This is a genomic window from Janthinobacterium sp. GW821-FHT03C08 (assembly GCF_059420905.1).
Map to the genome: position 1 here is coordinate 311,679 of NZ_JBWKUP010000001.1, position 23,271 is coordinate 334,949.

Genomic DNA, 23,271 nt, shown 5'->3' on the forward strand with positions numbered 1-23,271 from the left:
CGGGAGCCACAGGCTCGCAGAGGTATTACTGCCAGGCTTCCTTGCCCGTGCGCGGCTTGCCCACCATCAGCAAGGCGGCCAGGGTCAGCACGGCCGCCAGCGACAGGTAATAGCCCACGTACTGCAAGCCATAATTCGTCGCCAGCCAGGTGGCGACGTACGGCGCCAGCGAGGCGCCCAGGATGCCGGCCAGGTTGAACGTCAGCGAGGCGCCCGTGTAGCGCACCTCGGGCGGGAACAGCTCGGACAGCATGGTGCCCAGCGGTCCGTAGGTCATGCCCATCAGGCCCAGGCCGACGGCCATGAAGATCGTCACTTCCCACGTCACGCCGGAGCCGAACATGGGCGCCAGCACGAGGCCGAAGATGGCGATGGCGACGGACACCCAGATCATGGTCGAACGGCGGCCGCGGCGATCGGCCAGCACGGCCGAAAACGGGATCGTCAGGGCGAAGAACAGCACGGCGAACAGCTGGACGATGAGGAATTCCTTGCGCGTGAAGCCCAGCTTGGTCGTGCCCCAGCTCAGCGCGAACACCGTCATCAGGTAGAACAGCACGAAGGTAGCCAGGGCGATGATGGTGCCCAGGAACAGCATGCGGCCATGCTGGCGGAACACCGTGGCCACCGGCAGTTTCACGACTTCGTTCTTGTCGATGACTTTCTGGAAGTCCGGCGTTTCCGTGATCTTCAGGCGCACGTACAGGCCGACGATGACCAGCAGCGCGCTGGCGAGGAAGGGGATGCGCCAGCCATAGCTGAAGAACTGCGCATCGGTCAGGGTTTCGCTGAGCAGCAGGAAGATGCCGCCCGACAGGAAGAAGCCGATCGGCGCGCCCAGCTGCGGGAACATGCCGTACCAGGCGCGCTTGCCCGGTGGCGCGTTCTCGGTGGCCAGCAGCACCGCGCCGCCCCACTCGCCGCCCAGGCCCAGGCCCTGGCCGAAACGGCACAGCGCCAGCAGCAGCGGCGCCAGGGTACCGATGGCGGCATAGGTCGGCAGCAAGCCGATGATGACCGTGGAAATGCCCATGGTCAGCAGGGCCGCCACCAGGGTCGCCTTGCGGCCGATGCGGTCGCCGAAGTGGCCGAACACGGCCGAGCCGATGGGACGGGCAAAGAAGGCGATGGCGAACGTGGCCAGCGATTGCAGCACGGCGGCCGACGGGTCGCCGGCGGGGAAGAACAGTTTCGGGAACACCAGCACGGCGGCGGTGGCGTAGATATAAAAGTCAAAGAACTCGATGGTGGTGCCGATCAGGCTGGCGAACAGCACCGTGCCGGGGGAATTTTTCTTGGGGGGGGTGCTCATTTACTGCGCTCCTTGGGGAGGGTGTCTAAAGGCCATTCTCTGGATGTTTTTTCAGGCAGCAGCACAGCACGTTGTCTCCGTGTCGTTCGCATATCATAGCCTTGCGCGCGGGCATTTGCCGCGCATTTGCTATTAATTTTGCAAACAAAAAACAACGGTTTTTGTTGCCGTAGCGAACTGCCGGCAACGCGCGCTAACGCGCCGTGATCAGTGCTGATTTAGAGAAACAACGGTCGTGCGCCATCCGGTTACCCGGGGCACGGCAGGAAAGGCGTCAGGGGATGGGCGACGTGTATCAGGCCCGGCGTATCGCCAGGCATTCCGTACCAGACCCGCGCGTCGGCATCGCGGCATCGGTCATTTGTGGTGAATCCTTGCCTGCGGCCCCTCCGGGTGGAGCGGGCCGGCGATGATCGCGCCTGCATCACGAAGGATGCGGTTGATCTTGCTGTAAGCGGCTCATGATACGCGCAGTGCTGCGGTGCGGCAAGAAGTTGTGGACAACTGCCGGGGTCGCCGAGACCCTCAGGGGCCGCCCCCAGTATTTGACGTTGGGTTAATTTGCCATTGGGTTAATCAGATTGAACGCCTGCGCAATCTCACGGGTGTCGAGCGGGCGCACGAGGCGCGCCACTTCCTGGCCGTCCTTGAGGAAAATCAAGGTTGGCCACAGTTTCACGCGGAACGAGCGTCCCAGCGCGCGGCCGGGACCGTCTTCCACGCGGATATGCGGCACCCCGGGGTGCTGCGCGAAAGCGGCGGCCAGCGGCGCCTGGGTGGCGCGGCAATGGCCGCACCAGCCCGTGCCGAATTCCAGCAGGGCCGGGCCCGTCAAGGCATCGATCTCGGCGCGCGTGGCTTGCGCCACGGCATAGGTGTCGTTCATCATGAGCATCTCCTTGATTCAACATTAAAAAAGCCCGCAAGGCGATTCTGCGCCATGCGGGCTGGACGTGCCGTGCGCCAGAGCGCTTTTATACGACTTTCACGCGCACCGTCTCCAGGCCATCGATGGCCCCCACCAGTTCGTCGCCGCGCTGCACGGCCGCCACGCCGGCCGGCGTGCCCGTGTAGATCAGGTCGCCCGGCTGCAAGGTGAAATATTTCGACAAGTCGGCGATGGTTTCGGCCACGTTCCAGATCAGCATATCGATGGTGCTGCGTTGACGCAGATCACCGTTCACGTGCAGGGTGATGGCGGCATGGCCGACGTCGCCCGCCTGCGCGGCAGGCGTGATGGGGCCGATCGGCGCCGAATACTCGAATGCCTTGCCCGTCTCCCAGGGGCGGCCCAGCTTTTTCGCTTCGCCCTGCAGGTCGCGGCGCGTCATGTCCAGGCCCACGGCATAGCCCCACACGTGGCTCAACGCGTCATCGACGCCGATGTCGCTGCCGCCCTTGCCGATGGCCACCACCAGTTCCATCTCATGCTGGAAATCCTGCGTCTGGGCCGGATAGGGCAGCTCGCCCGTCGTGCCGGCTGGCACGGGCAGCACGGCGTCAGCCGGTTTCATGAAGAAAAACGGCGCCTCGCGGCCCGTGTGGCCCATTTCCTTGGCGTGGTCGACATAGTTGCGGCCTACGCAATAGATGCGGTGGACGGGGAAAGTATCAACGCTGCCGGTGACGGAAACGCTGGGCTGGATGGCTGCGGGAATGACATACGACATGAAAACTCCTGATCGGCACGATAAAAAGGCGGCGATGAAATAGGGGACACCGCAGTGTCCCCCATTTTACGACAACGTTACTTCAGCAGTCCGGAGCGGCCCGGGTCCGGCATGCGGATGGCAACGATGAAGGAAATCAGGCACATGATGGTGACATACCAATAGAAATAGTCTTCCACGTGCCAGGCCTTGAACTGCAGCGCCACGTATTCGGCCGAACCGCCGAAGACGGCGTTGGCCACCGCGTACGACAGGCCCACGCCCAGCGCACGCACTTCGACGGGGAACATTTCCGCCTTGATCAGGCCGCTGATCGAGGTATAGAAGCTGATTACGGCCAGGGCGATGATGATCAGGCCAAACGCCGCGTACGGGCTGCTCACGTCCTTCAGCGCATGCATGATGGGCAACACGCACAGGGTGGCCAGGCCGCCGAAGAACAGCATCGAGGTGCGGCGGCCGATGCGGTCGGACAGGGCTCCGAACACGGGCTGCAGCACCATGTAGACCAGCAGGGCGCAGGTCATGACGGCGCTGGCCGTCTTGGTGTCCATGCCGGCCGTGTTGACCAGGTATTTCTGCATGTAGGTGGTAAAGGTGTAGAACACGAGCGAGCCGCCGGCCGTAAAGCCCAGCACGGTGATGAAGGCGCGCTTGTGCTTGAGCAAGCCACGCAGGCTGCCCGCATCCTTGTCCTTGCGCTCGCTGGCCGTGGTCGTTTCCGTCAGCGATTTACGCAGGTTCAGCGACACCAGGGCCGCCAGCGCGCCGCAGACGAAGGGAATACGCCAGCCCCAGGCACGCAATTCTTCCACCGTCAGCAACTGCTGCAGGACCACCAGCACCAGCAGCGCCAGCAGCTGGCCGCCGATCAGGGTCACGTACTGGAAGGAGGCAAAGAAGCCGCGCTTGCCCGATTCCGACACTTCGCTCATGTAGGTGGCGCTGGTGCCGTATTCGCCGCCCACGGACAGGCCCTGGAACAGGCGCGCCACGAGCAGCAGGAACGGGGCGAAGGCGCCGATGGTGTCATACGTCGGCATGACGGCGATCATCAGCGAGCCGCCGCACATCATCAGCACGGAAATCATCATCGACTGGCGGCGGCCGTATTTGTCGGCGATGCGGCCGAACAGCCAGCCCCCCACGGGACGCATGAGGAAGCCGGCGGCAAAGATGCCCGCCGTCTGCAGCAGCTGGGTAGTCGGGTTACCGGAAGGGAAGAAGGCGTGCGAGAAATACAGCGCGCAGAACGAGTAAATGTAGAAGTCGAACCATTCGACCAGGTTACCGGAGGAAGCGCCAATGATGGCCTTGATGCGCTGCTGGGAAGTCAGCTGCGCAACGTCATGCGGAGTATCGTGGGATGTCATATCAGTCTTCTTGTTCGGGTGAAAAAGCCAACGCCAGCCAGGTTGCCCGGGCCAGGTTTGCATCATACGCCCTTGATCAAGGTCAAAAAGCCGGCCGGCATACGGGTTAATACGTATGGCCGGCAAATTTCTTCGCCTGCGGGCATGCAGGATCAGACGCGCTCGAGCACCAGTGCAATGCCCTGCCCCACGCCGATGCACATGGTACACAAGGCATAGCGCCCGCCCGTGCGATGCAGCTGGTTGACGGCCGTCATGGCCAGGCGCGCGCCGGAAGCGCCCAGCGGATGGCCCAGGGCGATGGCGCCGCCGTTCGGGTTGACACGCGCATCGTCGTCGCGCAGGCCCAGCTGGCGCAGCACGGCCAGTCCCTGTGCGGCAAATGCTTCGTTCAGCTCGATGACGTCGAAGTCGGCCATCGTCAAGCCCGTCATGGCCAGCACTTTCAGGGTGGCGGGCGCGGGGCCGATGCCCATGATGCGGGGCGCCACGCCGGCCGTGGCCATGGCGACGACGCGGGCGCGCGGCGTCAGGCCAAAACGGGCCGCGTTGGCCTCGTCGGCCAGCAGCAGGGCGGCCGCGCCATCGTTGACGCCGGACGCGTTGCCGGCCGTAATCGTGCCGTCCGCGCGCACGACGGGTTTAAGTTTCGTCAATGTTTCCAGGGTGGTGGCACGCGGGTGCTCGTCACGGGCAACGACGAAGGACTCGCCCTTCTTTTGCGCGATGGTGACGGGACAGATTTCACTGTCGAACACACCCGCCTGCTGCGCCGCCAGGGCTTTTACCTGGCTGGCCAGGGCAAACGCATCCTGGTCAGCGCGGCTGATGCCAAAGTCGGACGCCACGTTTTCCGCCGTTTCCGGCATCGAATCGACGCCGTACTGCGCCTTCATCAACGGATTGATGAAGCGCCAGCCGATGGTCGTGTCTTCCATTTTCATGCCGCGCGAAAAGGCGCTGTCCGCCTTGCCCATGACGAACGGGGCGCGGCTCATGCTTTCCACGCCGCCGGCGATCATCAGGCCCGCTTCGCCGCTGCGAATGAAGCGCGCGGCGCTGCCGACAGCATCCAGGCCCGAGCCGCACAGGCGATTCAGGGTGGCGCCCGGCACGCTGTCGGGCAATCCCGCCAGCAGGGCGGCCATGCGCGCCACGTTGCGGTTGTCCTCGCCCGCCTGGTTGGCGCAGCCGTACAGCACGTCCGTGACGGCAGCCCAGTCCACGTTCGGGTTGCGCGCCATCAAGGCGCGGATGGGCACGGCGCCCAGGTCGTCGGCGCGCACGCCGGACAGGCTGCCGCCGTAACGGCCAAACGGGGTGCGCTGCGCGTCGCAAATGTAAGCGTGGGTCATGTTCTTCCCTCCAAGAAAGTGTATTGATTGTGAGTTAGCGCGCGTCCGTCAGCGGCACGGCCGTCAAGGCCTGCAACTGTTCAAAACTCAGGCCATCGACCAGCTCGACGACGGCGGCGCCAGCGGGTCCCAGGTCGATGACGGCCAGGTCGCTGTAGATGCGGCTGACGCACCCGATGCCCGTCAGTGGATACGTGCAGGCCTGCACCAGCTTGCTCTCGCCGCCCTTGGTCAGCAATTCCATCATGACCCAGGTTTTTTTCGCGCCGATGGCCAGGTCCATGGCGCCGCCCACGGCGGGGATGGCGTCGGGCGCGCCCGTATGCCAGTTGGCCAGGTCGCCAGTGGCGGACACTTGAAACGCGCCCAGCACGCAGATGTCCAGATGGCCGCCGCGCATCATGGCAAAGCTGTCGGCATGGTGGAAATAACTGCCGCCCGCCAGCAGGGTGACGGGCTGCTTGCCCGCGTTGATCAAGTCGTAGTCTTCCTCGCCCGGCGCGGGCGCGGGGCCCATGCCGATCACGCCGTTTTCGCTGTGCAGAATGATCTCCGCGCCGGCCGGCAAGTGGTTCGCCACCAGGGTTGGCAAGCCGATGCCCAAATTAACGACACTGCCTTCGTGGATGTCTGCCGCCACGCGGGCCGCCATCTGGTCTCGATTCCATTTATTCATTTGCTACTCCTCAAGCGGCTTTGAAGCCGGCGGGGCCGGTGGCCGTGCGCGGCACTTGCACGATGCGCTGCACGAACAGGCCCGGCGTGATGACGTGTTCCGGATCGATGCTGCCCAACTCGGCAACTTCATGCACGGAAGCAATGCTGACCTTGGCGGCCATGGCCATGATGGGGCCGAAGTTGCGCGCCGTCTTGCGGTAAGTCAGGTTGCCCCAGCGGTCGCCCTGCTCCGCCTTGATCAGCGCGAAATCGGCGTGGATGGGCGACTCGAACACATACATGCGGCCGTCGATCTCGCGCGTTTCCTTGCCCTTGGCCAAGTCCGTACCATAGCCCGTGGGCGTGAAAAAGCCGCCGATGCCGGCGCCGGCGGCGCGGATGCGCTCGGCCAGGTTGCCTTGCGGCACCAGTTCCAGCTCCAGCTTGCCCGCGCGGTACAGGGCGTCGAAGACGTGGGAATCGGCCTGGCGGGGGAAGGAGCAGATGATCTTGCGCACCTGCCCGTTTTTCAGCAGGGCGGCCAGGCCCGTGTCGCCATTGCCCGCATTGTTGTTGACGATGACGAGGTCGCGCGCGCCCTGGGCGATCAGGCCGTCGATCAGCTCGGCCGGCTGGCCCGCGCCGCCGAAGCCGCCAATCATAACGGTGGCGCCATCGTGGATATCGGCCAGCGCCTCTAGGACGCTGGTACGCAGTTTGTCGATCATTGCTGTCTCCTTCCAATCACACCATCGGTTATTTGTTCGCTTAACGAACAAATATTCGTATTTAGAACTTATTCGTGAGAATATGCCTGTTCGGGGCGCTTGTCAATTTGCCGTTTTCACCAGCGCCATGGCTATAATTGCCACCTTGATCAATTGGAATTCCCATGAGCGCACGCCGCAGCACCGACCTTTCCACCGAAGACACCCTGGATGCCGACGCCGCGCCGCGTCCCGGCGACAGCTATGTGCAATCGTTCGCCCGGGGCCTGGCCGTCTTGCGCAGCTTTGGCGCGGAGGCGCCGCAGCAGACCCTGAGCGAAGTGGCGGAACGGGCGCAGCTGACGCGCGCGGGCGCGCGGCGCATCCTGCACACCTTGCTGCATCTCGGTTATGTGGAAGCGGATGGACGGCTGTTCCGTTTGACGCCCAAGGTGCTCGACCTCGGTTACGCCTATCTGTCATCCTTGCCCGTGTGGACGCAGGCACAGCCGCTGCTGGAAGAATTGATGCAGACCTTGCGCCAGTCGTGCTCGGCCACCGTGCTCGACGGCGACGACATCGTCTACGTCGTGCGCCTGTCCGCGCACCGCACCATGTCGATCAACCTGGGCATCGGCAGCCGCCTGCCCGCCTATTGCACTTCGATGGGACGGGTATTGCTGTCGGGCCTGGCGCCCGAGGCGCTGCGCGAACGGCTGTCGAAGATGGCGCTGCTGAAGATCACGCCGGCAACCAAGGTCGATATCGACGTCCTGATGGAAGAGATTGCGCAAGTGCGGCGCCAGGGCTGGTGCCTGGTGCAGGAAGAGCTGGAACAGGGCTTGATCGCCCTGGCCGCGCCCGTGTTCGACCGGGCCGGCAAGGTGGTGGCGGCGATCAATGTCAGCGGCCAGACGGCGGGGCCGTCCGTGGCCCACCTGCTGGAACACAGCCTGCCGAAACTGCTCGATACGGCCAGCCGGGTCAGCGCCCTCGTGCGGGTGCAGCAGTAGGAATGATTTCTTGAAGCTTATTTCTTAAACTTCGCGCACGGGTCCGGGCGCGCCTGGGCCGGCATGGTTTGCGTCAGATCAAACTCGCCCGGATAGGCGGCAGCGCCCTGCTCCAGATAGCCGATGCTGCGCACCGTGAGTTGCGGATCGGCCAGCTTCAGCCAGCGGGGCACGCCGAGATCCTTGCGCACGTGCTCATTGCCGGCGATCAGCACGACGTCGCGCGGCGCCTGGTCGCGGATCAGCTTGGCCATCCAGATATCGCGCGCCACCTGGGCGTTGACGACACCGCCAACCATCATGTCGGGCAGCATGTTGCAGCGGGCCGCCTGGACTTCCTTCTTTTGCCCTTCCACGATGTCGGCCGGCACGGGCGCGGCCAGGTAAGTGGCGACCATGGCGGGCGGCATGGACCAGCGGATGCCGTCACGCACGATGCGCGACGCGTCGGCCGGCGACAGGCCGGCGGCCACCAGGGGCAGCTGGTAGCTGATGGCCAGGTCCAGCACGGGGCGGTACACGCTCCAGTCCCAGCGCGGCTGTTCCATCACGCGGATGATGCAGTCGGGGTCGGCGCAATCGCGCGCGGCGCGCGTCAGCAAGGCCTGGTTCTCGCGGTCGAACTGGTCCATGACGATCACGGGACGCCAGCCGGCGGCCAGGCGGCGCTGCAGCTCCGCCACGCGCAGGCGGTGGCCTTGCGCATTGTCATGCACTTCGCCCAGCAGCAGCACTTGCGGATTGGGCAAGGTGTCGGCCACGGGCACGGGCGCCGGCGGCGCATCCTTCTTCAGCAAGCTGCCGCAGGCGGCCAGCGCCAGCACGCTGCACAGCAGGGCGGCACGCGCGCCGGCGCGGAAAATCACGGTCTTCATGTCAACGGGTATCCAGAGTGGCAATGCGCCAGATTGTACCGTCTCAGGCCGCCGCCGGCGCCTGGCGGCGCTCCAGCACTTCAAAGACGGCCATGCCAGCCAGCATGGCAAGCACAAAAATCCACGCCTTCGGCTGGCCGGCCAGCAGGGACACGAGGGCGGGGCCGGGACAGAAACCGGCGATGCCCCAGCCTGCGCCAAAGGCCAGGCTGCCCAGCAGCAAGCGCCGGTCGATCCGGCGCGACGCGGGCAATTGCATCGGTTCGCCCAGCAGCGCGGTCGTGCGCCGGCGCGCCAGCCAGAAGGCGGGCATGGCCACGCCGATGGCGCCGCCCATCACCAGCGCCAGCGACGGGTCCCAGGCGCCGGCCAGGTCGAGGAAACCGAGCACCTTGGCCGGGTTGGCCATGCCGGAGACGAGCAGGCCCAGTCCAAAGACGAAGCCGCTCAACAGGGAAAGGATCAGTTTGCTCATAGGTGGCGCAGCAGGTAGACGGTAAGGAAGCCGGCCGCCATGAAGGCGCACGTGGCCGCCAGCGAACGGGGAGACAGGCGCGACAGGCCACACACGCCGTGGCCGCTCGTGCAGCCGGCGCCATAGCGCACGCCCACGCCCACCAGCAGGCCCGCCACGATCAGGGCCGGCGTGCCCGCGTCGATCCGCACGGCCGGCAGGGATTGCCACAGCTGGTACAGCAGGGGTGTGGCGACGAGGCCGGCAAGAAAGGCGATGCGCCAGCCCAGATCGCCACGGCGCGGACGCAGCAGGCCGCCGAGAATGCCGCTGATGCCGGCGATGCGGCCATTGAACAGGATCAACAGCGCAGCGGCCAGGCCGATCAGCATGCCGCCCGCCAGCGCCGTCCACGGTGTAAAGTGCTGCCAGTCTATGCGCATGGCAGTGTTCAGTCCGCTTCGTCGTTGAACGGGGCGCGCGGCGTGCAGAATTGCGCGTACAGCACTTGCAGCACGGCCAGCACGGGCGGGCTGGCGACACGGTAATAAATCTGCTTGCCATCGCGGCGCGTGGCCACCAGCATTTCTTCGCGCAGCACGCCCAGCTGTTGCGACAGGGTCGGCTGGCCGATGCCCACTTTTTGCTCCAGGTCACTGACGCAATGTTCGCCCTGCGATAGCTGGCACAGCAGCATCAAACGGTCGGCATTGCCCATGGCCTTGAGCAGCGAACTGGCTTTATAAGCCGCGCCGCGCATGGCGTCGAGGTTGTAATCGGTCTGTTGCGTTTCCATCGTGCCCTCCCACAGGCGGTAGCATTAAACATCGGCGATAAACAATATACTAATCAATATATTGTTTTCCTGCTGGCGATTCGAACAAAAAAACAACAGTGTTTTTTGACCGATAGCGTGCTCATGCAAAGTGCGCGGCAGCGATTATGTTCACACTATCAAAATGACAAATATTCGTAATAAAGTGAAAATATACGTATCAAAATTGTCATGAACTGTGCTGTAATAAGACGTTGTCCGAAAAACCGTGATACGCCCCCGTACAGGCGCATTGTCCGTCCACGCGCAAGCCGGTTTCGGCTGCGCTGCACGGTGAACACAGGGAGATCAAGATGGAAATACTGCAGCCGCTCTGCGTCGCCGTACTGGCGCTGTCGGCCAGTGCATGGAGCGCAGCGGCAGTCAGCGACGCCACGGCCGGCAAGCTGCAAGACGCCGGCGAACGCATCACGATCGATGAAAGCATCAGCTTGAATAATAATCCCGGCTGGGAAACGCCAGACTTGCCGTATGCGCGCCTGCTGGCCAGCAGCGCGACCACGTCTGCGGCGCCGCACTGGAGCAGCGGCCCGCGCCATGGCGCGCTGGCTCCGGCCAAGCCCCTCGCGGCAGCGCCCGCGCAACAAGCCAGCGCACCGGCACCCGTGCCCGAAGCGAGCATGGTGTCGATGCTCCTGGTGGGCATGGGTTTGCTGGCCTTGAGCGTCCATGGTGAAAAACAGGAAAAATTCGATAACTGAACCGATTCCAGCGTCGGCAAGCCGCTGCTGAAGGAACATTCCGCCTCGCGCGGAATGTTTTTTTCAGGCCCCGCGCCTACTTGTCCAGCAGGCGGCAGACCCGTTCAATATTGCCCACTGGCATACCCGATTTCAGCGCCCGCGCGATGCAGCCCGCCTTGTCGGGCCCGGAGGCCGAGATGAGGAAGAACGCGGTCAGTACCGCGCTGATGGCGACGAGCACGATCAGGACGCCTTTGACAATATCCCAGTTCATTGCGTCTCTGCAATATCGTACGTGAAATCATAGTAATGCTTGCCCGCTTCGATGCGGATGGCCAGTCTGCCAGACAGCCCTTGCAACTGGCCCGTGCCCGTGTCGGGCACCACCGTGACCGACAGCGTGGGCGCGCCGCGCGCCATGCTGCCGCTGTGCTGCAGGTAAAAGCTGCCCTGCAGGCCGTCCAGGCTGCCTTCGACCCGTTCCAGCGCCACATAGCCGGCCGAGCCGGCCACGCCGGCGCGCACGCTGAGCATCTCGCCCTGCCCGCTGGCCTCGAGCGGGCCGTGATAGCGCTTGTCGAGCGACAAACGCCCCAGTCCCGACTGCGCCGCCGTGGCCGACAAGGCTTCCGCGGCCAGCGTGACGTCGAATTCTCCCGTAATGTGCGGCATCATGTCTCCTGGATGGATGCGGGGGCGGCAACGTCCGCCCCATCGAGCAACAGTTTTAATTTATGCATGGTGGCCCAGTTGCGCGACGTCACGCCATCGCCCAGCATGGCACCCAGCGCCGCCAGCACCTTGCTCGCCAGCACCCCATCGGGACACCAGGCATACGCGGCCCACTGGCCCAGGGCCAGCGCTTCCGGCTGCCACGGCTGCTGCAGCAAGGGTGCCAGGCGCTGGACGTCGGCAGGGTTGTTCAGCACCAGCGCCAGCAGACGGGCCGCGTCGGCCACGGGGACGAGGGTATTTTGCGCTATCAGTTCGGAAAACTGCCTGGCCGACAGCACCGTCACCCTGGCCGCCACGCCCAGCTTGAGCACCAGCGCTTCCTCGATGCGGGCGGCCGCCTCGGCCGGGGCCACCCTGTCCGCGTCATACACCACGTTGCCACTGTTGAGTACGGTGCGGACATTCGCAAAGCCCAGGTCGCCCAGCAGCTTGCGCAGGTCGGCCATGGCCACCCGCTTGGCGCGGCCCACATTGATGCCGCGCAAGAATGCCACTTGCTGGCTGTTTTGTAAAGTTGCCATGTTTTCCTCCTTGCCTATGCCTGGCCGGCCGGCACGCTGGCGGCGCCCTCCGGCAACGGCGTCACCTTGGGCAGGCGCAGCAGGAACACGGCGCCCTGCCCCAGCGTGCTGCTGACCGTGATGGTGCCGCCAAACTGCTTGGCAATCAAGTTGAACACGATATTGAGGCCCAGTCCCGTGCCGCCCTGGCCCCGGCGCGTGGTGACGAAGGGGTCGAAGACGCGGTCGAGCATGTCCGGCGCGATGCCGCGGCCATTGTCGCGCACCTGCATGGCGATCCAGTCGCCCTCGCGGCGCACGCCGATATGGATGTTGCCGGCCGTGTCCGCATCGAAGGCGTGCTCGACGCAATTGAGCACCAGGTTGGTCAGCACCTGGGCCAGCGCGCCGGGATAGCTGTCGAGCATGATGTCGGGCGGACAATCGATATCGATGGCGATGCGCGTCTTCTTCAAGGTCGGCTGCAGGCTCGAGATCACTTCGCCGATATAGTCGCGCAATTCGAACAGCCGGCGCGCCTCGCTGACCTGGTCGACGGCAATCTGCTTGAAGCTGTGGATCAGGTGCGCGGCGCGGTAGGCATTGTTCATGATCAGGCGCGCGCTCTCGCCGGCCGTTTCCAGGTAGCGCACGATATCGGTCTTCTTCACGCCGCCGCCCGCCACCGCGGCGCTGATGCTGTCCGTGGCTTCCTTCAGCACGGAGGCGCTGGTCAGCGCGATGCCAACCGGGGTGTTGATTTCATGCGCCACGCCCGCCACCAGGCTGCCCAGCGAGGCGAGCCGTTCCGACTGCAGCAAGGACTCTTGCGCGCGGCGCAAGTCATCCATCGCCTGCGCCGTTTCCTGCTGCGAGCGGCGCGCCACGTCTTCCGCCTCGCGGATGCCTTCGATGATGGACTTGAGCTTGCGCTGCACGGCGTTGAAGCCGCGGATCACGTCGCCCAGTTCATCGCGCCGGTTTTCCGGCAATTCCTCCACCTGGTCGCTGCCGCGCGTGGCCAGGTCGAACAAGCCATCGCGCAACTGTTTCAGGGGATCAAACACGATGCGCAGGCTCAGCGCCAGCGCACCCACGAGAATGATATCCAAAAGCAACACTTCCACCACCTTGCGCCGCACTTCGCTGCGCAGGGCCGCATCGATCTGCTCGCGGCTGAAATTGACGATGACCTTGCCCACGATCACAGGCTTGCTGCCGGTCGCGGCCGCCACGGCATCGCGGAAAACGAGCGGCGCCTCGACGGGCGTGCCGCCGATGGCCACGTCCGACGCCAAGGGCACCAGGGTGCCGGACGCGTCGCGCACCTCGCCCGCGAACAGGCCCACGGACGCATCATAGACGCGGATGCCGACCAGTTCCGGCGGCAGCATTTCCGCCGCGACAATGCTGTCGACCTTGGATTTGTCCAGGTCCCACAGGGCCGAAGGCAAGCTGGTCTGCAAGCGCGTCAGCACGCCGCTGCGCAGGCGCGCGCTGCCCGATTCCAGTTCCTGGCTCAATGTATATTGGGTATAGCTGCCGGAAATGCCCAGCACCAGGGTGACGATGACGACGAAAAGCAAGGTCAGCCGGACTTGGATACTCACCATCAATCAACGCTCCCCCATGCCAGGCCTGCCGCCGGCCCGCGGCGCGGGCGCACAGACGTCAGCAAGACCACCGCCGGAATCAAATGTACGGTATGACATGCTTATTGGCAAGATTTACAGCAGCCCTGCTGCCGGCAGGGACATTGATACAGGTTGAGACATTGCGTCATGGCAATGGTAATATCCCGCAATCATCAAAGGAGTCGTCATGGCGGTCAGGCATCAACATCTCCCCCTGGAACAGGTTCGTCCCGGCATGGTCTTGTCGGATGTCCTGCTCGATGCGCATGGTCAAGTGCTGCTGCCGCAAGGCGCGGTGCTGACGGAAAACATGCTGTCCCTGATGCCCCGTCACGGCATCGACATGCTGCCGATCGAGGCGCCGCCGCCGTCGCCGGAAGAGGTGGCCGCGCAGCAAGCCGCCTACCGCGAACGGCTCGCCTACCTGTTCCGCAAGCATGATCCGGACGACCCCGAAGAGGCGGCCACGACCTTGCTGCGCAGCTATGTCACGGCCTACCGCCTGGGCACGGGAGAGGCGGCATGAGCGCCCTGCTGACCCTCGACGACATCGTCACCCACCTCGACGACTTGCCCTCGCTGCCGGCCGTCGTGATGGAACTGCTCGACAGCATCGACCAGGAAGACGTGGATATTTCCGTGCTGGCGAAAAAGGTTTCCTATGACCAGGCCCTGACGGCGAAAACCTTGCGCCTGGCGAACTCCTCGCAATACGGCCTGCAGGTGAAGGCCACCACCATCCAGCAGGCGATCACCTACCTGGGCTTCCAGACCACGCGCAGCCTGATCACGTCGGCCGCCATCACGGGCGCCTTTCCGGAAGGACGCTGCCCCGGCTTCGACGACAAGGCCTTCTGGCGCCATTCCGTGGCGACGGCGGGCTGCGCCAAGGTGCTGGCGCGGCAGATCCGCTTCAACCAGGATTACGCCTTCACGGCTGGCTTGCTGCACAACATCGGCCGCCTGGTGCTGGTCAGCAGTTTCCCCGCGCACTACGCGCAAGTCATCGCGCACCAGGCGGCGCAGGATTGCACCCTGCTCGAGGCCGAGCAGGCCGTGCTGGGCGTGGACCACGTGCAGGCAGGCGTGGCGCTGGCCGAGCACTGGAATTTTTCCGACACCATGCGCCTGGCGCTGGGCAACTATCTGCAGCCGGAAGCGCCGGGAGCCGGTTTCCTCGCTTCATTGATCCATGTGGCCAATGCCATCGTCTGCGCGCTCGACCTGGCGCAGGCGGGCGACGACATGGTGCCGCGCGTCTCGCCCGTGGCGTGGGACGCGATGGGCCTGGGCGAGGAAACCTACCTGCAGCTGTTCCGGGAAACAGAATTGCGCTACGAGGAAATCACCACGGCCCTGCTAAGCTGACCCGGCAGCCGGGGCCACCAACGCAAACGGCTCTCGCTGCGAAGCGAAAGCCGTTATGGGTACTGCCATATTTCCTTCCTGCCCGATCGACGCCAGCCTGTTGCCGCCAGCAGCTACGCAAGCGGCACAGTCAGCGCGGGACCACCACATCAGTGCGCGTAATTCGATTCTTGCGCATCGCCGCGGTCTTCCGCTTTTGGACGGCCCTGGGCGTCGGACAAACGATACTTGGTGCGGCGGTCGCCCATCAAGTCGCGCAGGTCGCGGATGCTCATGCCCGTCACTTCGTGCATGCGGATCAGCAGGGAGGCGCCGACCGGCAAGCGGTGGTGGCGGATCTTGCTGATGACGGGCGGCGCCACTTCGAGCAGGCGCGACAGGGCTGCATCGTTCTTCAGCTGCATCTTGCTCAGCAGAATATCCAGCAGGTGGTTAGGGTTGTAACTCTCTTGCGATGCTAATGCATGATGTGCCATGATTTTTCCTCGTCTAGTGAATGTTGAAAGAATGCCGATACGAACTTAAGGCTGGCTTAGAGTGTTTAAAGTATTTCAAAAACCGTCAGCCCCCTCCCCTCCTATCGCGCCGCCCGCACAGGACCCGTACAGCCACGTTGAAGCAATGCGCCCAGCTTGCCGCTCGGATCAACAGCACTGCAATCCGCTGAACTGAATTGCATATAAGGCAATATACTAGTCCAAACAAGCGGCATCCGCGCCTCGCGCAACCTTCCTGATTGTTAAATATCAATCAAGGTGCTGGTTGGCTTAACAACGATGCCTTTTCAACACATTAGGATGCCTGGGGCCGCACACAAGGCTTTGCAGCAACTTGTTACAAATCAATGGTGTTGCACGGCAATAAATACCTTTAGGAAACATCGCCGCCGGCGGGACGGGGCAGCGCAAGGGCTGCCGCAACATGGCCCGCCCAGGCGATTTACGTTAAACTATGGCCTGAACTTGCAGCGCGCCGGCCACCGGGCAAGCGGATGCGCGCACCGGCCATCGGGGCGTTTCGGCAGCATGGGGCCGCCCGGGCAATGCCTGCGCCGTTGGCCCCTGCCCTGCGGCCTGACCGGCCGCCCGATGCGCGGCCCGATTTACCGCTCACTACCAATAAAGCGCCCGACTCCATGCAGAAAAAAGTATTCATTAAAACCTTCGGCTGCCAGATGAACGAGTACGACTCGGACAAGATGGCCGACGTGCTGGGCGCGTCCGACGGCCTGGTGCGCACCGACACGCCGGAAGACGCCGACGTGATCCTGCTCAATACCTGCTCCGTGCGTGAAAAGGCGCAGGAAAAAGTGTTTTCCGACCTGGGCCGCCTGCGCGAGCTGAAACAGGCCAAGCCGCACCTCTTGATCGGCGTGGGCGGCTGCGTGGCCTCGCAGGAAGGCGACGCCATCGTCAAGCGCGCGCCGTATGTCGACATGGTGTTCGGCCCGCAAACCCTGCACCGCCTGCCGCAGATGATCGAGCTGCGCCGTGCCAGCGGCAATGCGCAGGTGGACATCAGCTTCCCGGAAATCGAGAAATTCGACCACCTGCCGCCGGCCAAGGTGGACGGCGCCTCGGCCTTCGTCTCCATCATGGAAGGCTGCAGCAAATACTGCAGCTACTGCGTCGTACCCTACACGCGCGGCGAGGAAGTGTCGCGCCGCTTCGAGGACGTGCTGACGGAAGTGGCGGGCCTGGCCGCCCAGGGCGTCAAGGAAATCACCCTGCTGGGGCAAAACGTGAACGCCTACCGGGGCGCGATGGAAGGCGGCGACATTGCCGACTTCGCCCTGCTGCTCGAATACGTGGCCGATATCCCCGGCATCGAACGCATGCGCTTCGTCACCAGCCACCCGAAGGAATTCACGCAGCGCCTGATCGACGCCTACGCGAAGATCCCGCAACTGGTCGACCACCTGTACCTGCCGGCCCAGCACGGCTCGGACAAGGTGCTGGGCGCCATGAAGCGCGGCTACACGGGCCTGGAATACAAATCCATCATCCGCCGCATCCGCGCCGTGCGCCCGAACATGGCGATATCCTCGGACTTCATCGTCGGCTTCCCCGGCGAGACGCAGGCCGACTTCGACGCCATGATGAAGCTGATTCTTGATGTTGGCTTCGACAACAGCTACAGCTTCATCTTCAGCAAGCGCCCCGGCACGCCGGCGGCCAGCCTGGAAGACGACACGCCGCATGAAGTCAAGCTGGCCCGGCTGCAGCAGCTGCAGGCGGCCATCGACGCCAATACGCGCAAGTACAGCCTGGCCATGGTGGGCACGGTGCAAACCATCCTCGTCGAAGGCCGCTCGAAGAAGGACACCGACGATAGCGAGCTGCAAGGCCGCACGGAAAACAACCGCGTGGTCAATTTCGACGCCGGCCCCGACGGTTTGCAATTGATCGGCCAACTGGTCGACGTGCGCATCACCGAAAGCCATTCCTACACCCTGCGCGGCGAACTCGTCGCCAGCGCCCCCGCATTGAAAAGAGCCAGTTGAAAACCAAAGCCCCGATACAGCCGCATTACTTCATCCCCGAACCGCTCGACAACACGCGCCTGGCGCACCTGTGCGGGCCGCTCGATGAAAACCTGCGCCAGATTTCCGCCGCCCTCGACGTGACGATCTTCCGCCGCGGCGAGAAATTCATCGTCGGCGGCAGCAATGCCGCACGCGCCGTGGAAATCCTCGAGCAGTTCTACGCCATCGCCAACAAGGTCGTGCCGCTGGAAGAAGTGCAGCTGGCCCTGGTGGAGCAGCGCGCGGGCCTGTCCGCCGCCTCGGAACACCACGCCAACGCGCCCGCCAGCACCTTCGTCGAGCCGGACATCGCCAGCCCCGTGCTGAAGACCCGGCGCTCCGACCTGCGCGGACGCACGCCGCACCAGATCGCCTACCTGCGCGACATCCTCGAACACGACATCAGCTTCGGCGTGGGCCCGGCCGGCACGGGCAAAACTTATTTGGCCGTCGCCTGCGCCGTCGACGCGCTCGAACGCGACGCCGTCAAGCGCATCATTTTGACGCGCCCCGCCGTCGAAGCGGGCGAGCGCCTGGGCTTCTTGCCGGGCGACCTGGCGCAAAAGGTCGATCCGTATCTGCGTCCCCTCTACGATGCGCTGTATGATTTGCTGGGTTTTGACCGCACGCAAAAACTGTTTGAAAAACAGGTGATCGAGATCGCCCCGCTGGCCTATATGCGCGGGCGCACCCTGAACCACGCCTTCGTCATCCTCGACGAAGCGCAGAACACCACCGTCGAACAGATGAAGATGTTCCTGACGCGCATCGGCTTCGGCAGCAAGGCCGTGGTGACGGGCGACGTCACGCAGGTGGACCTGCACAAGAGCCAGACGAGCGGTCTGATCGACGCCGTGCAAGTCCTGAAAGACGTGCGCGGCATCGGCTTTACGCAATTTAACAGCACCGACGTGGTGCGCCATCCGCTTGTCGCCCGCATCGTCGACGCCTATGAAACGGCGCAGGCGGCCCATGCCGACGCCGCCCAGTTACTCCCCCTGATCAAACCAGCAGCCGCCAAAAATGTCCGAAAAAAATAAACTCTCCCTGTCCGTGCAATACCCGGATGCCCGTCTGGCAACCCTGATCACGCGCCCGAAAGTGCGCCGCTGGGTCAAGGCGGCCCTGTTCGCCCCCGCCGAATTCACCATCCGCTTCGTCGATGCCGAGGAAGGCCGCAGCCTGAACCGCGACTACCGCGAAAAGGACTACGCCACCAACGTGCTGACGTTTGCCTACAACGAAGGCGAAGAACTCGGCGACGACGAGCCGACGCGCGCCGACATCATCCTGTGCACGGACGTGCTGGAAAAGGAAGCGGCCGAGCAGAAGAAAAGCGTGGAAGAGCACACGGCCCATCTGATCGTCCACGGCGTGCTGCATGCGCAGGGCTACGACCACATGGATGACGAGGAAGCGGCCGAGATGGAGGGCCTGGAAACGGAGATCCTCGCGAAACTCGGCATTACCGACCCGTACAAGGAGTAAGCACATGGGCACCTGGGCGCTAAATGCCTTCGGCAACGACTACGCCATGGATTGGGCGCAGGACTTGCACGAATATAAAACCCTGGAACTGGTCGAGACCACGCTCGACAACGTCATCGACAGCCAGGAAGCGGAGCTGGAAGCGCCGTTCGCCGCCGAGGCGCTGGCCGCGCTGGAAGTCATCGCCCGCCTCTTGGGCAAGCCGGGCGAGGATGACCCGGCCACGTTGGACGTGGACGAATGGGTGGCCGCATGCAGGAAGAAAGTCACGCCGCCGCTGCTGGAGAAGGCGCGCCTGGCCTTCGAGCGCATCACGGCGGAATCCTCGGAACTGCGCCAGCTGTGGCAGGACAGCGAGCATTACGCCGACTGGCAGGCGGATGTGGCGGACCTGCGCGCCCGCGTGCTGGGCCCGGAAGCCTGAAACGTCGGGCAACGGGGCACTTCAGCGTATTAAATTTGCATCAAAAGCGGGGAAATCCGGTATCGCCCCACTTTTGGTGTATCCTATATCCCTTCGCAACAACGGCTCACGCCTCCTATGCCCGAGCACCCTAGTGGCGTCAGAACTGACGTCAAGCCCCACCGGTCACTGTTTGAACGCCTGACCGCACTCATTTCCCCCGAGCCAGAGAACCGAGCAGAATTGCTCGAAGTTCTACACGATGCGCATGAACGCAAGCTGATCGACGCCGACGCCCTGTCGATGATCGAAGGCGTGTTCCAGGTGTCGGACCTCTGTGCGCGCGACATCATGATTCCCCGTTCGCAGATGGATGTCATCGACATCAGCAAGCCGATCGAGGAATGGATGCCGGAAGTCCTGTCCACCGCCCACTCGCGCTTCCCCGCGATCGAAGGTGAACGCGACAAGGTCATCGGCATCCTGCTGGCGAAAGACTTGCTGCGCTATTACGCTGAAGAAACTTTCGACGTCCGCGACATGCTGCGCCCCGCCATCTTCATCCCCGAATCGAAACGCCTGAATGTGCTGCTGCGCGATTTCCGCGCCAACCACAATCACATGGCCATCGTCGTCGATGAATACAGCGGCGTCGCCGGCCTGATCACCATCGAAGACGTGCTGGAACAGATCGTCGGCGACATCGAGGACGAATACGACTTCGACGAAGCCGAGGACAATATCCTCTCGCTCAAGGAAGGCCAGTTCGGCCCCCGCTGGAGGGTCAAGGCGCTGACCGAGATCGAACAGTTCAACGAAGAAGTGGGCAGCCACCTGGTGGACGACGACGTCGACACCATCGGCGGCCTCGTGTCGAAGTACCTGGGCCGCATGGCGCACAAGGGCGACATCTTCGACCTGGGCAATCTGCGCTTCGAGGTGCTGCGCGCCGATGCGCGCCAGGTGCACGTGCTGCTCGTCGAGCGCCTGCCCAACGTGCCGGAACTGGAACTCTGACATGCGCGTGCTGTAGATGCGTTTCAGACGCGCTGACCCCAACGCCCCCGCCAAACCGCCCCGCAGCACGTGGGCGCGCATGCTGACTGCCGCCATCGCCGGCGCCGTCGCGGTGCTGGCGTTCGCCCCTTTCGGCTACTGGCCCCTGCAAATCCTCAGCCTGGGCGTGCTGTTCTACCAAGTGCTGCGTTCGTCCAGCGTCAAGGGCGGCGCCCTGATCGGCTGGGCCTATGGCTTCGGCTGGTGCGCGGCCGGCACGCACTGGCTGTACATCTCCATGCACCGCTACGGCGACATGGCCGCGCCGATCGCCGCCATCGCCGTGGCCCTGCTGGCCCTCTTGATGGCCATCTACGTGGCCCTGGCCATGGGTGCGGCCGCCTGGCTGCGCCAGCGCTGGGTACTGTCCCTGCCCGCCATGACCCTGCTGGTGCTGCCTGCGACGTGGACCCTGTTCGAATGGACGCGCGGCTGGCTGTTTACGGGCTTTCCGTGGCTGGCCACCGGCTACGCGCACAATGCCAGCCCGCTGGCCGGCTTCGCCCCCATCGTCGGATCGTATGGCCTGGGCTGGCTGGCGGCGCTGTCGGCCGGCGCCCTGCTCTTGCTGGCGCACCGCACGCGCTGGACGGCGCTGGGCGGCGTCATCGCCCTGTATGCGGCCGGCATCGGCTTGCAGTACGTGGCCTGGACCCATCCGGTTGGGCGCCCGATCACTGTGCGCCTGCTGCAGGGCAATGTGCCGCAGCAGCAGAAATTCGACCCCGGCTTCGTCCTGGGCGCCCTGCAGATGTACCAGAGCGCCATCACCAGCGCCCCGGCCGACCTGATCGCCACGCCGGAAACGGCCGTCACCGTGCTTCCGCACCAGCTGCCGCCAGGCTATCTGGACAGCCTGGCGACGTATGCGCAGCAGACGGGCAGCACCATCCTCGTCGGCATGCCCGTGCTCGACGAGCAGCAGCGCTTCTACAATGCGGCGCTGGGCATCACGCCCAACAGCGCGGCAGGCCCGTACTACCAGTACCGCAAGCACCACCTGGTACCGTTCGGCGAATTCGTGCCGCCCGGCCTGCACTGGTTCGTCGCCATGATGGCCATCCCGCTGGGCGACATGGGCCGTGGCGCCGAGGTGCAGGCGCCGCTCCAGGTGCGCGACCAGCTGGTGCTGCCGAATATCTGCTACGAAGACCTGTTTGGCGAGGAAATCGCCGGCCAGCTGGCCAGCGCCCACCGCAATGGCAAGCAGTCGGCCTCGGTGCTGCTGAATATCTCGAACCTGGCCTGGTTTGGCGACTCGATCGCCATCCCGCAGCATCTGCAGATTTCGCAGATGCGCAGCCTGGAAACGGGCCGCCCCATGCTGCGCTCGACGAATACGGGCGCCACCGCCGTCATCGACGGCAAGGGCGTGGTGCAAAGCCTGCTGCCGCCGGAACAGCAAGCCACCCTGGCGGCCAAGGTGCAAGGCATGGGCGGCATGACGCCATACATTATTTACGGCAACAAACTGGTGCTGGCCCTGGCCGCGCTGGCCCTGCTGACGGCCTTCCTGCTGTCGCGCGCCGCCCGCCGTGGCGCCGCCGCGCAGCAATAAGCGGCCGATATTGCCCGAAGAGTCACAGTGGGCCCGTAAAAACCGCTAAAATTAGCAAAACCCCGGCCCGGACGCGCTTGTTGGCAGCGTGCGGGCTTCAAGCAAACCTTAACAAAGCGCAGCCTGTCCGCGCGGCGAACTCATACGATGCTCACATTTCAACAAATTATCCTGACCTTGCAAACCTATTGGGACAAGCAAGGTTGCGCCCTGCTCCAGCCTTACGACATGGAAGTCGGCGCCGGCACCTTCCATACCGGCACCTTCCTGCGCGCGATCGGCCCGGAGCCTTGGCGCGCCGCGTATGTGCAGCCGTCGCGTCGCCCGAAAGACGGCCGCTATGGCGAAAACCCGAACCGCATGCAGCACTACTACCAGTACCAGGTGGTGCTCAAGCCCGCGCCGGAAAACATCCTCGACCTGTATCTGGGTTCGCTGGCCGCGCTGGGCCTGGACTTGAAGCAGAATGACGTGCGCTTCGTCGAAGACGACTGGGAAAGCCCGACCCTGGGCGCCTGGGGCCTGGGCTGGGAAGTCTGGCTGAACGGCATGGAAGTGACCCAGTTTACCTACTTCCAGCAAGTGGGCGGCCTCGATTGCAAGCCCGTGCTGGGCGAGATCACCTACGGCATCGAACGCCTGGCCATGTACCTGCAGGGCGTGGAAAACGTGTACGACCTGGTGTGGACCGAGTGGGAAGAGAATGGAGTCACAAAAAAACTGACCTACGGCGACGTCTTCCACCAGAACGAAGTGGAGCAATCGACCTACAACTTCGAGCACGCGAACACGGACCTGCTGTTCGAACAGTTCGGCAACTACGAAGCGGAAGCGAAGCGCCTGATCGAGCTGCAACTGACCCTGCCTGCCTACGAAAAGATCATGAAGGCCTCGCACAGCTTCAACATGCTCGATGCGCGCGGCGCCATCTCGGTGACGGAACGCGCCGCCTACATCGGCCGCGTGCGCACCCTGTCGCGCCTGGTGGCGCAAGCGTATTACGACTCGCGCGAGCGCCTCGGTTTCCCGATGCTGCCCGCCGCCGACCAATCCGCCGCCTAATTCGAGCCT

Annotated in this window: 27 protein-coding genes; 11 read left to right on the top strand and 16 right to left on the bottom strand. The window is 64.1% G+C overall.

The features are described from left to right. Positions 1 to 25 precede the first annotated feature (25 nt). The 7 genes from AC07VL_RS01420 to AC07VL_RS01450 form a co-directional block, all read right to left on the bottom strand. Positions 26 to 1,312 (bottom strand): MFS transporter, encoded by a 1,287-nt coding sequence (locus tag AC07VL_RS01420; RefSeq protein WP_494804286.1) that lies wholly within the window; start codon positions 1,310 to 1,312, stop codon positions 26 to 28. A gap of 556 nt (positions 1,313 to 1,868) precedes the next feature. Beyond that, on the bottom strand, positions 1,869 to 2,198 hold the full coding sequence (locus AC07VL_RS01425) for a thioredoxin family protein (RefSeq protein WP_494804448.1): 330 nt from the start codon (positions 2,196 to 2,198) through the stop codon (positions 1,869 to 1,871). An 88-nt stretch (positions 2,199 to 2,286) separates the two neighbouring features. Next, on the bottom strand, positions 2,287 to 2,982 hold the full coding sequence (locus AC07VL_RS01430; RefSeq protein ID WP_494804287.1) for a fumarylacetoacetate hydrolase family protein: 696 nt from the start codon (positions 2,980 to 2,982) through the stop codon (positions 2,287 to 2,289). A 77-nt stretch (positions 2,983 to 3,059) separates the two neighbouring features. Further along, complete coding sequence (locus tag AC07VL_RS01435) at positions 3,060 to 4,355, bottom strand: MFS family transporter (protein ID WP_290600894.1); 1,296 nt, start codon at positions 4,353 to 4,355, stop codon at positions 3,060 to 3,062. A gap of 152 nt (positions 4,356 to 4,507) precedes the next feature. Further along, positions 4,508 to 5,710, bottom strand: a complete 1,203-nt coding sequence (gene pcaF, locus AC07VL_RS01440; RefSeq protein ID WP_494804288.1) for a 3-oxoadipyl-CoA thiolase — start codon at positions 5,708 to 5,710, stop codon at positions 4,508 to 4,510. A 34-nt stretch (positions 5,711 to 5,744) separates the two neighbouring features. Beyond that, entirely contained in the window at positions 5,745 to 6,386 is a 642-nt protein-coding gene (locus AC07VL_RS01445) for a 3-oxoacid CoA-transferase subunit B (protein ID WP_494804289.1), read from the bottom strand. Between the two features lie 10 nt (positions 6,387 to 6,396). Then, positions 6,397 to 7,095 (bottom strand): 3-oxoacid CoA-transferase subunit A, encoded by a 699-nt coding sequence (locus tag AC07VL_RS01450; protein WP_290600899.1) that lies wholly within the window; start codon positions 7,093 to 7,095, stop codon positions 6,397 to 6,399. A gap of 164 nt (positions 7,096 to 7,259) precedes the next feature. Here AC07VL_RS01450 and AC07VL_RS01455 point away from each other — a divergent pair, with 164 nt between their 5' ends. Next, positions 7,260 to 8,087, top strand: a complete 828-nt coding sequence (locus tag AC07VL_RS01455) for an IclR family transcriptional regulator domain-containing protein (protein ID WP_494804290.1) — start codon at positions 7,260 to 7,262, stop codon at positions 8,085 to 8,087. Positions 8,088 to 8,104: 17 nt separating this feature from the next. On the opposite strand, the gene AC07VL_RS01460 is transcribed toward AC07VL_RS01455, so the two are convergent. The 4 genes from AC07VL_RS01460 to AC07VL_RS01475 are packed head-to-tail and all read right to left on the bottom strand — an operon-like array spanning position 8,105 to position 10,212. Beyond that, the gene (locus tag AC07VL_RS01460; protein ID WP_494804291.1) at positions 8,105 to 8,962 is read right to left on the bottom strand and encodes a ChaN family lipoprotein; all 858 of its coding nucleotides are present in this window, start codon (positions 8,960 to 8,962) and stop codon (positions 8,105 to 8,107) included. A 43-nt stretch (positions 8,963 to 9,005) separates the two neighbouring features. After that, positions 9,006 to 9,437 (bottom strand): DUF6691 family protein, encoded by a 432-nt coding sequence (locus AC07VL_RS01465; protein ID WP_494804292.1) that lies wholly within the window; start codon positions 9,435 to 9,437, stop codon positions 9,006 to 9,008. Then, on the bottom strand, positions 9,434 to 9,859 hold the full coding sequence (locus AC07VL_RS01470) for a YeeE/YedE family protein (RefSeq protein WP_494804293.1): 426 nt from the start codon (positions 9,857 to 9,859) through the stop codon (positions 9,434 to 9,436). The genes AC07VL_RS01465 and AC07VL_RS01470 overlap by 4 nt, the downstream gene beginning before the upstream one ends. A gap of 8 nt (positions 9,860 to 9,867) precedes the next feature. Next, positions 9,868 to 10,212 carry an ArsR/SmtB family transcription factor gene (locus AC07VL_RS01475; RefSeq protein ID WP_494804294.1) on the bottom strand — a complete coding sequence of 115 codons (345 nt, stop codon included), beginning with the start codon at positions 10,210 to 10,212 and terminating at the stop codon, positions 9,868 to 9,870. A 332-nt stretch (positions 10,213 to 10,544) separates the two neighbouring features. On the opposite strand from AC07VL_RS01475, the gene AC07VL_RS01480 reads away from it, so the two are divergent. Further along, entirely contained in the window at positions 10,545 to 10,952 is a 408-nt protein-coding gene (locus AC07VL_RS01480) for a hypothetical protein (protein ID WP_494804295.1), read from the top strand. Between the two features lie 76 nt (positions 10,953 to 11,028). Here AC07VL_RS01480 and AC07VL_RS01485 read toward each other — a convergent pair whose 3' ends face one another. The 4 genes from AC07VL_RS01485 to AC07VL_RS01500 are packed head-to-tail and all read right to left on the bottom strand — an operon-like array spanning position 11,029 to position 13,782. After that, positions 11,029 to 11,208 (bottom strand): hypothetical protein, encoded by a 180-nt coding sequence (locus AC07VL_RS01485; RefSeq protein WP_290600911.1) that lies wholly within the window; start codon positions 11,206 to 11,208, stop codon positions 11,029 to 11,031. Then, a complete protein-coding gene (locus AC07VL_RS01490) occupies positions 11,205 to 11,609 on the bottom strand; it encodes a DUF3224 domain-containing protein (protein ID WP_494804296.1) in 405 nt (134 codons plus the stop codon). The genes AC07VL_RS01485 and AC07VL_RS01490 overlap by 4 nt, the downstream gene beginning before the upstream one ends. Beyond that, a complete protein-coding gene (locus AC07VL_RS01495; RefSeq protein WP_494804297.1) occupies positions 11,606 to 12,190 on the bottom strand; it encodes a DUF1697 domain-containing protein in 585 nt (194 codons plus the stop codon). The genes AC07VL_RS01490 and AC07VL_RS01495 overlap by 4 nt, the downstream gene beginning before the upstream one ends. 14 nt (positions 12,191 to 12,204) lie before the next feature. Next, positions 12,205 to 13,782: a sensor histidine kinase gene (locus tag AC07VL_RS01500; RefSeq protein ID WP_494804449.1), complete on the bottom strand. Its 1,578-nt coding sequence runs from the start codon at positions 13,780 to 13,782 to the stop codon at positions 12,205 to 12,207. A gap of 208 nt (positions 13,783 to 13,990) precedes the next feature. On the opposite strand from AC07VL_RS01500, the gene AC07VL_RS01505 reads away from it, so the two are divergent. After that, positions 13,991 to 14,329, top strand: a complete 339-nt coding sequence (locus tag AC07VL_RS01505; protein ID WP_494804298.1) for a hypothetical protein — start codon at positions 13,991 to 13,993, stop codon at positions 14,327 to 14,329. After that, on the top strand, positions 14,326 to 15,171 hold the full coding sequence (locus AC07VL_RS01510; protein ID WP_494804299.1) for an HDOD domain-containing protein: 846 nt from the start codon (positions 14,326 to 14,328) through the stop codon (positions 15,169 to 15,171). The genes AC07VL_RS01505 and AC07VL_RS01510 overlap by 4 nt, the downstream gene beginning before the upstream one ends. Before the next feature lie 149 nt (positions 15,172 to 15,320). Here AC07VL_RS01510 and AC07VL_RS01515 read toward each other — a convergent pair whose 3' ends face one another. Then, positions 15,321 to 15,647, bottom strand: a complete 327-nt coding sequence (locus tag AC07VL_RS01515; protein WP_034746769.1) for a hypothetical protein — start codon at positions 15,645 to 15,647, stop codon at positions 15,321 to 15,323. A 659-nt stretch (positions 15,648 to 16,306) separates the two neighbouring features. On the opposite strand from AC07VL_RS01515, the gene miaB reads away from it, so the two are divergent. The 7 genes from miaB (at position 16,307) to glyQ (ending at position 23,262) form a co-directional block, all read left to right on the top strand. Next, positions 16,307 to 17,674 carry a tRNA (N6-isopentenyl adenosine(37)-C2)-methylthiotransferase MiaB gene (gene miaB / locus AC07VL_RS01520; protein ID WP_494804300.1) on the top strand — a complete coding sequence of 456 codons (1,368 nt, stop codon included), beginning with the start codon at positions 16,307 to 16,309 and terminating at the stop codon, positions 17,672 to 17,674. Then, positions 17,671 to 18,735 (top strand): PhoH family protein, encoded by a 1,065-nt coding sequence (locus tag AC07VL_RS01525; protein WP_494804301.1) that lies wholly within the window; start codon positions 17,671 to 17,673, stop codon positions 18,733 to 18,735. Before miaB ends, AC07VL_RS01525 begins: the two co-directional genes overlap by 4 nt. Continuing rightward, positions 18,719 to 19,183, top strand: a complete 465-nt coding sequence (ybeY, locus tag AC07VL_RS01530) for an rRNA maturation RNase YbeY (RefSeq protein ID WP_494804302.1) — start codon at positions 18,719 to 18,721, stop codon at positions 19,181 to 19,183. The genes AC07VL_RS01525 and ybeY overlap by 17 nt, the downstream gene beginning before the upstream one ends. Before the next feature lie 4 nt (positions 19,184 to 19,187). Continuing rightward, on the top strand, positions 19,188 to 19,607 hold the full coding sequence (locus tag AC07VL_RS01535; protein WP_494804303.1) for a DUF4259 domain-containing protein: 420 nt from the start codon (positions 19,188 to 19,190) through the stop codon (positions 19,605 to 19,607). Positions 19,608 to 19,724: 117 nt separating this feature from the next. Then, on the top strand, positions 19,725 to 20,603 hold the full coding sequence (locus AC07VL_RS01540; protein ID WP_034746750.1) for a CorC family transporter: 879 nt from the start codon (positions 19,725 to 19,727) through the stop codon (positions 20,601 to 20,603). 79 nt (positions 20,604 to 20,682) lie between these two features. Continuing rightward, a complete protein-coding gene (lnt, locus tag AC07VL_RS01545; protein WP_494804304.1) occupies positions 20,683 to 22,200 on the top strand; it encodes an apolipoprotein N-acyltransferase in 1,518 nt (505 codons plus the stop codon). Between the two features lie 147 nt (positions 22,201 to 22,347). Beyond that, entirely contained in the window at positions 22,348 to 23,262 is a 915-nt protein-coding gene (gene glyQ, locus AC07VL_RS01550; protein ID WP_494804305.1) for a glycine--tRNA ligase subunit alpha, read from the top strand. The last annotated feature ends 9 nt before the right edge of the window (positions 23,263 to 23,271 follow it).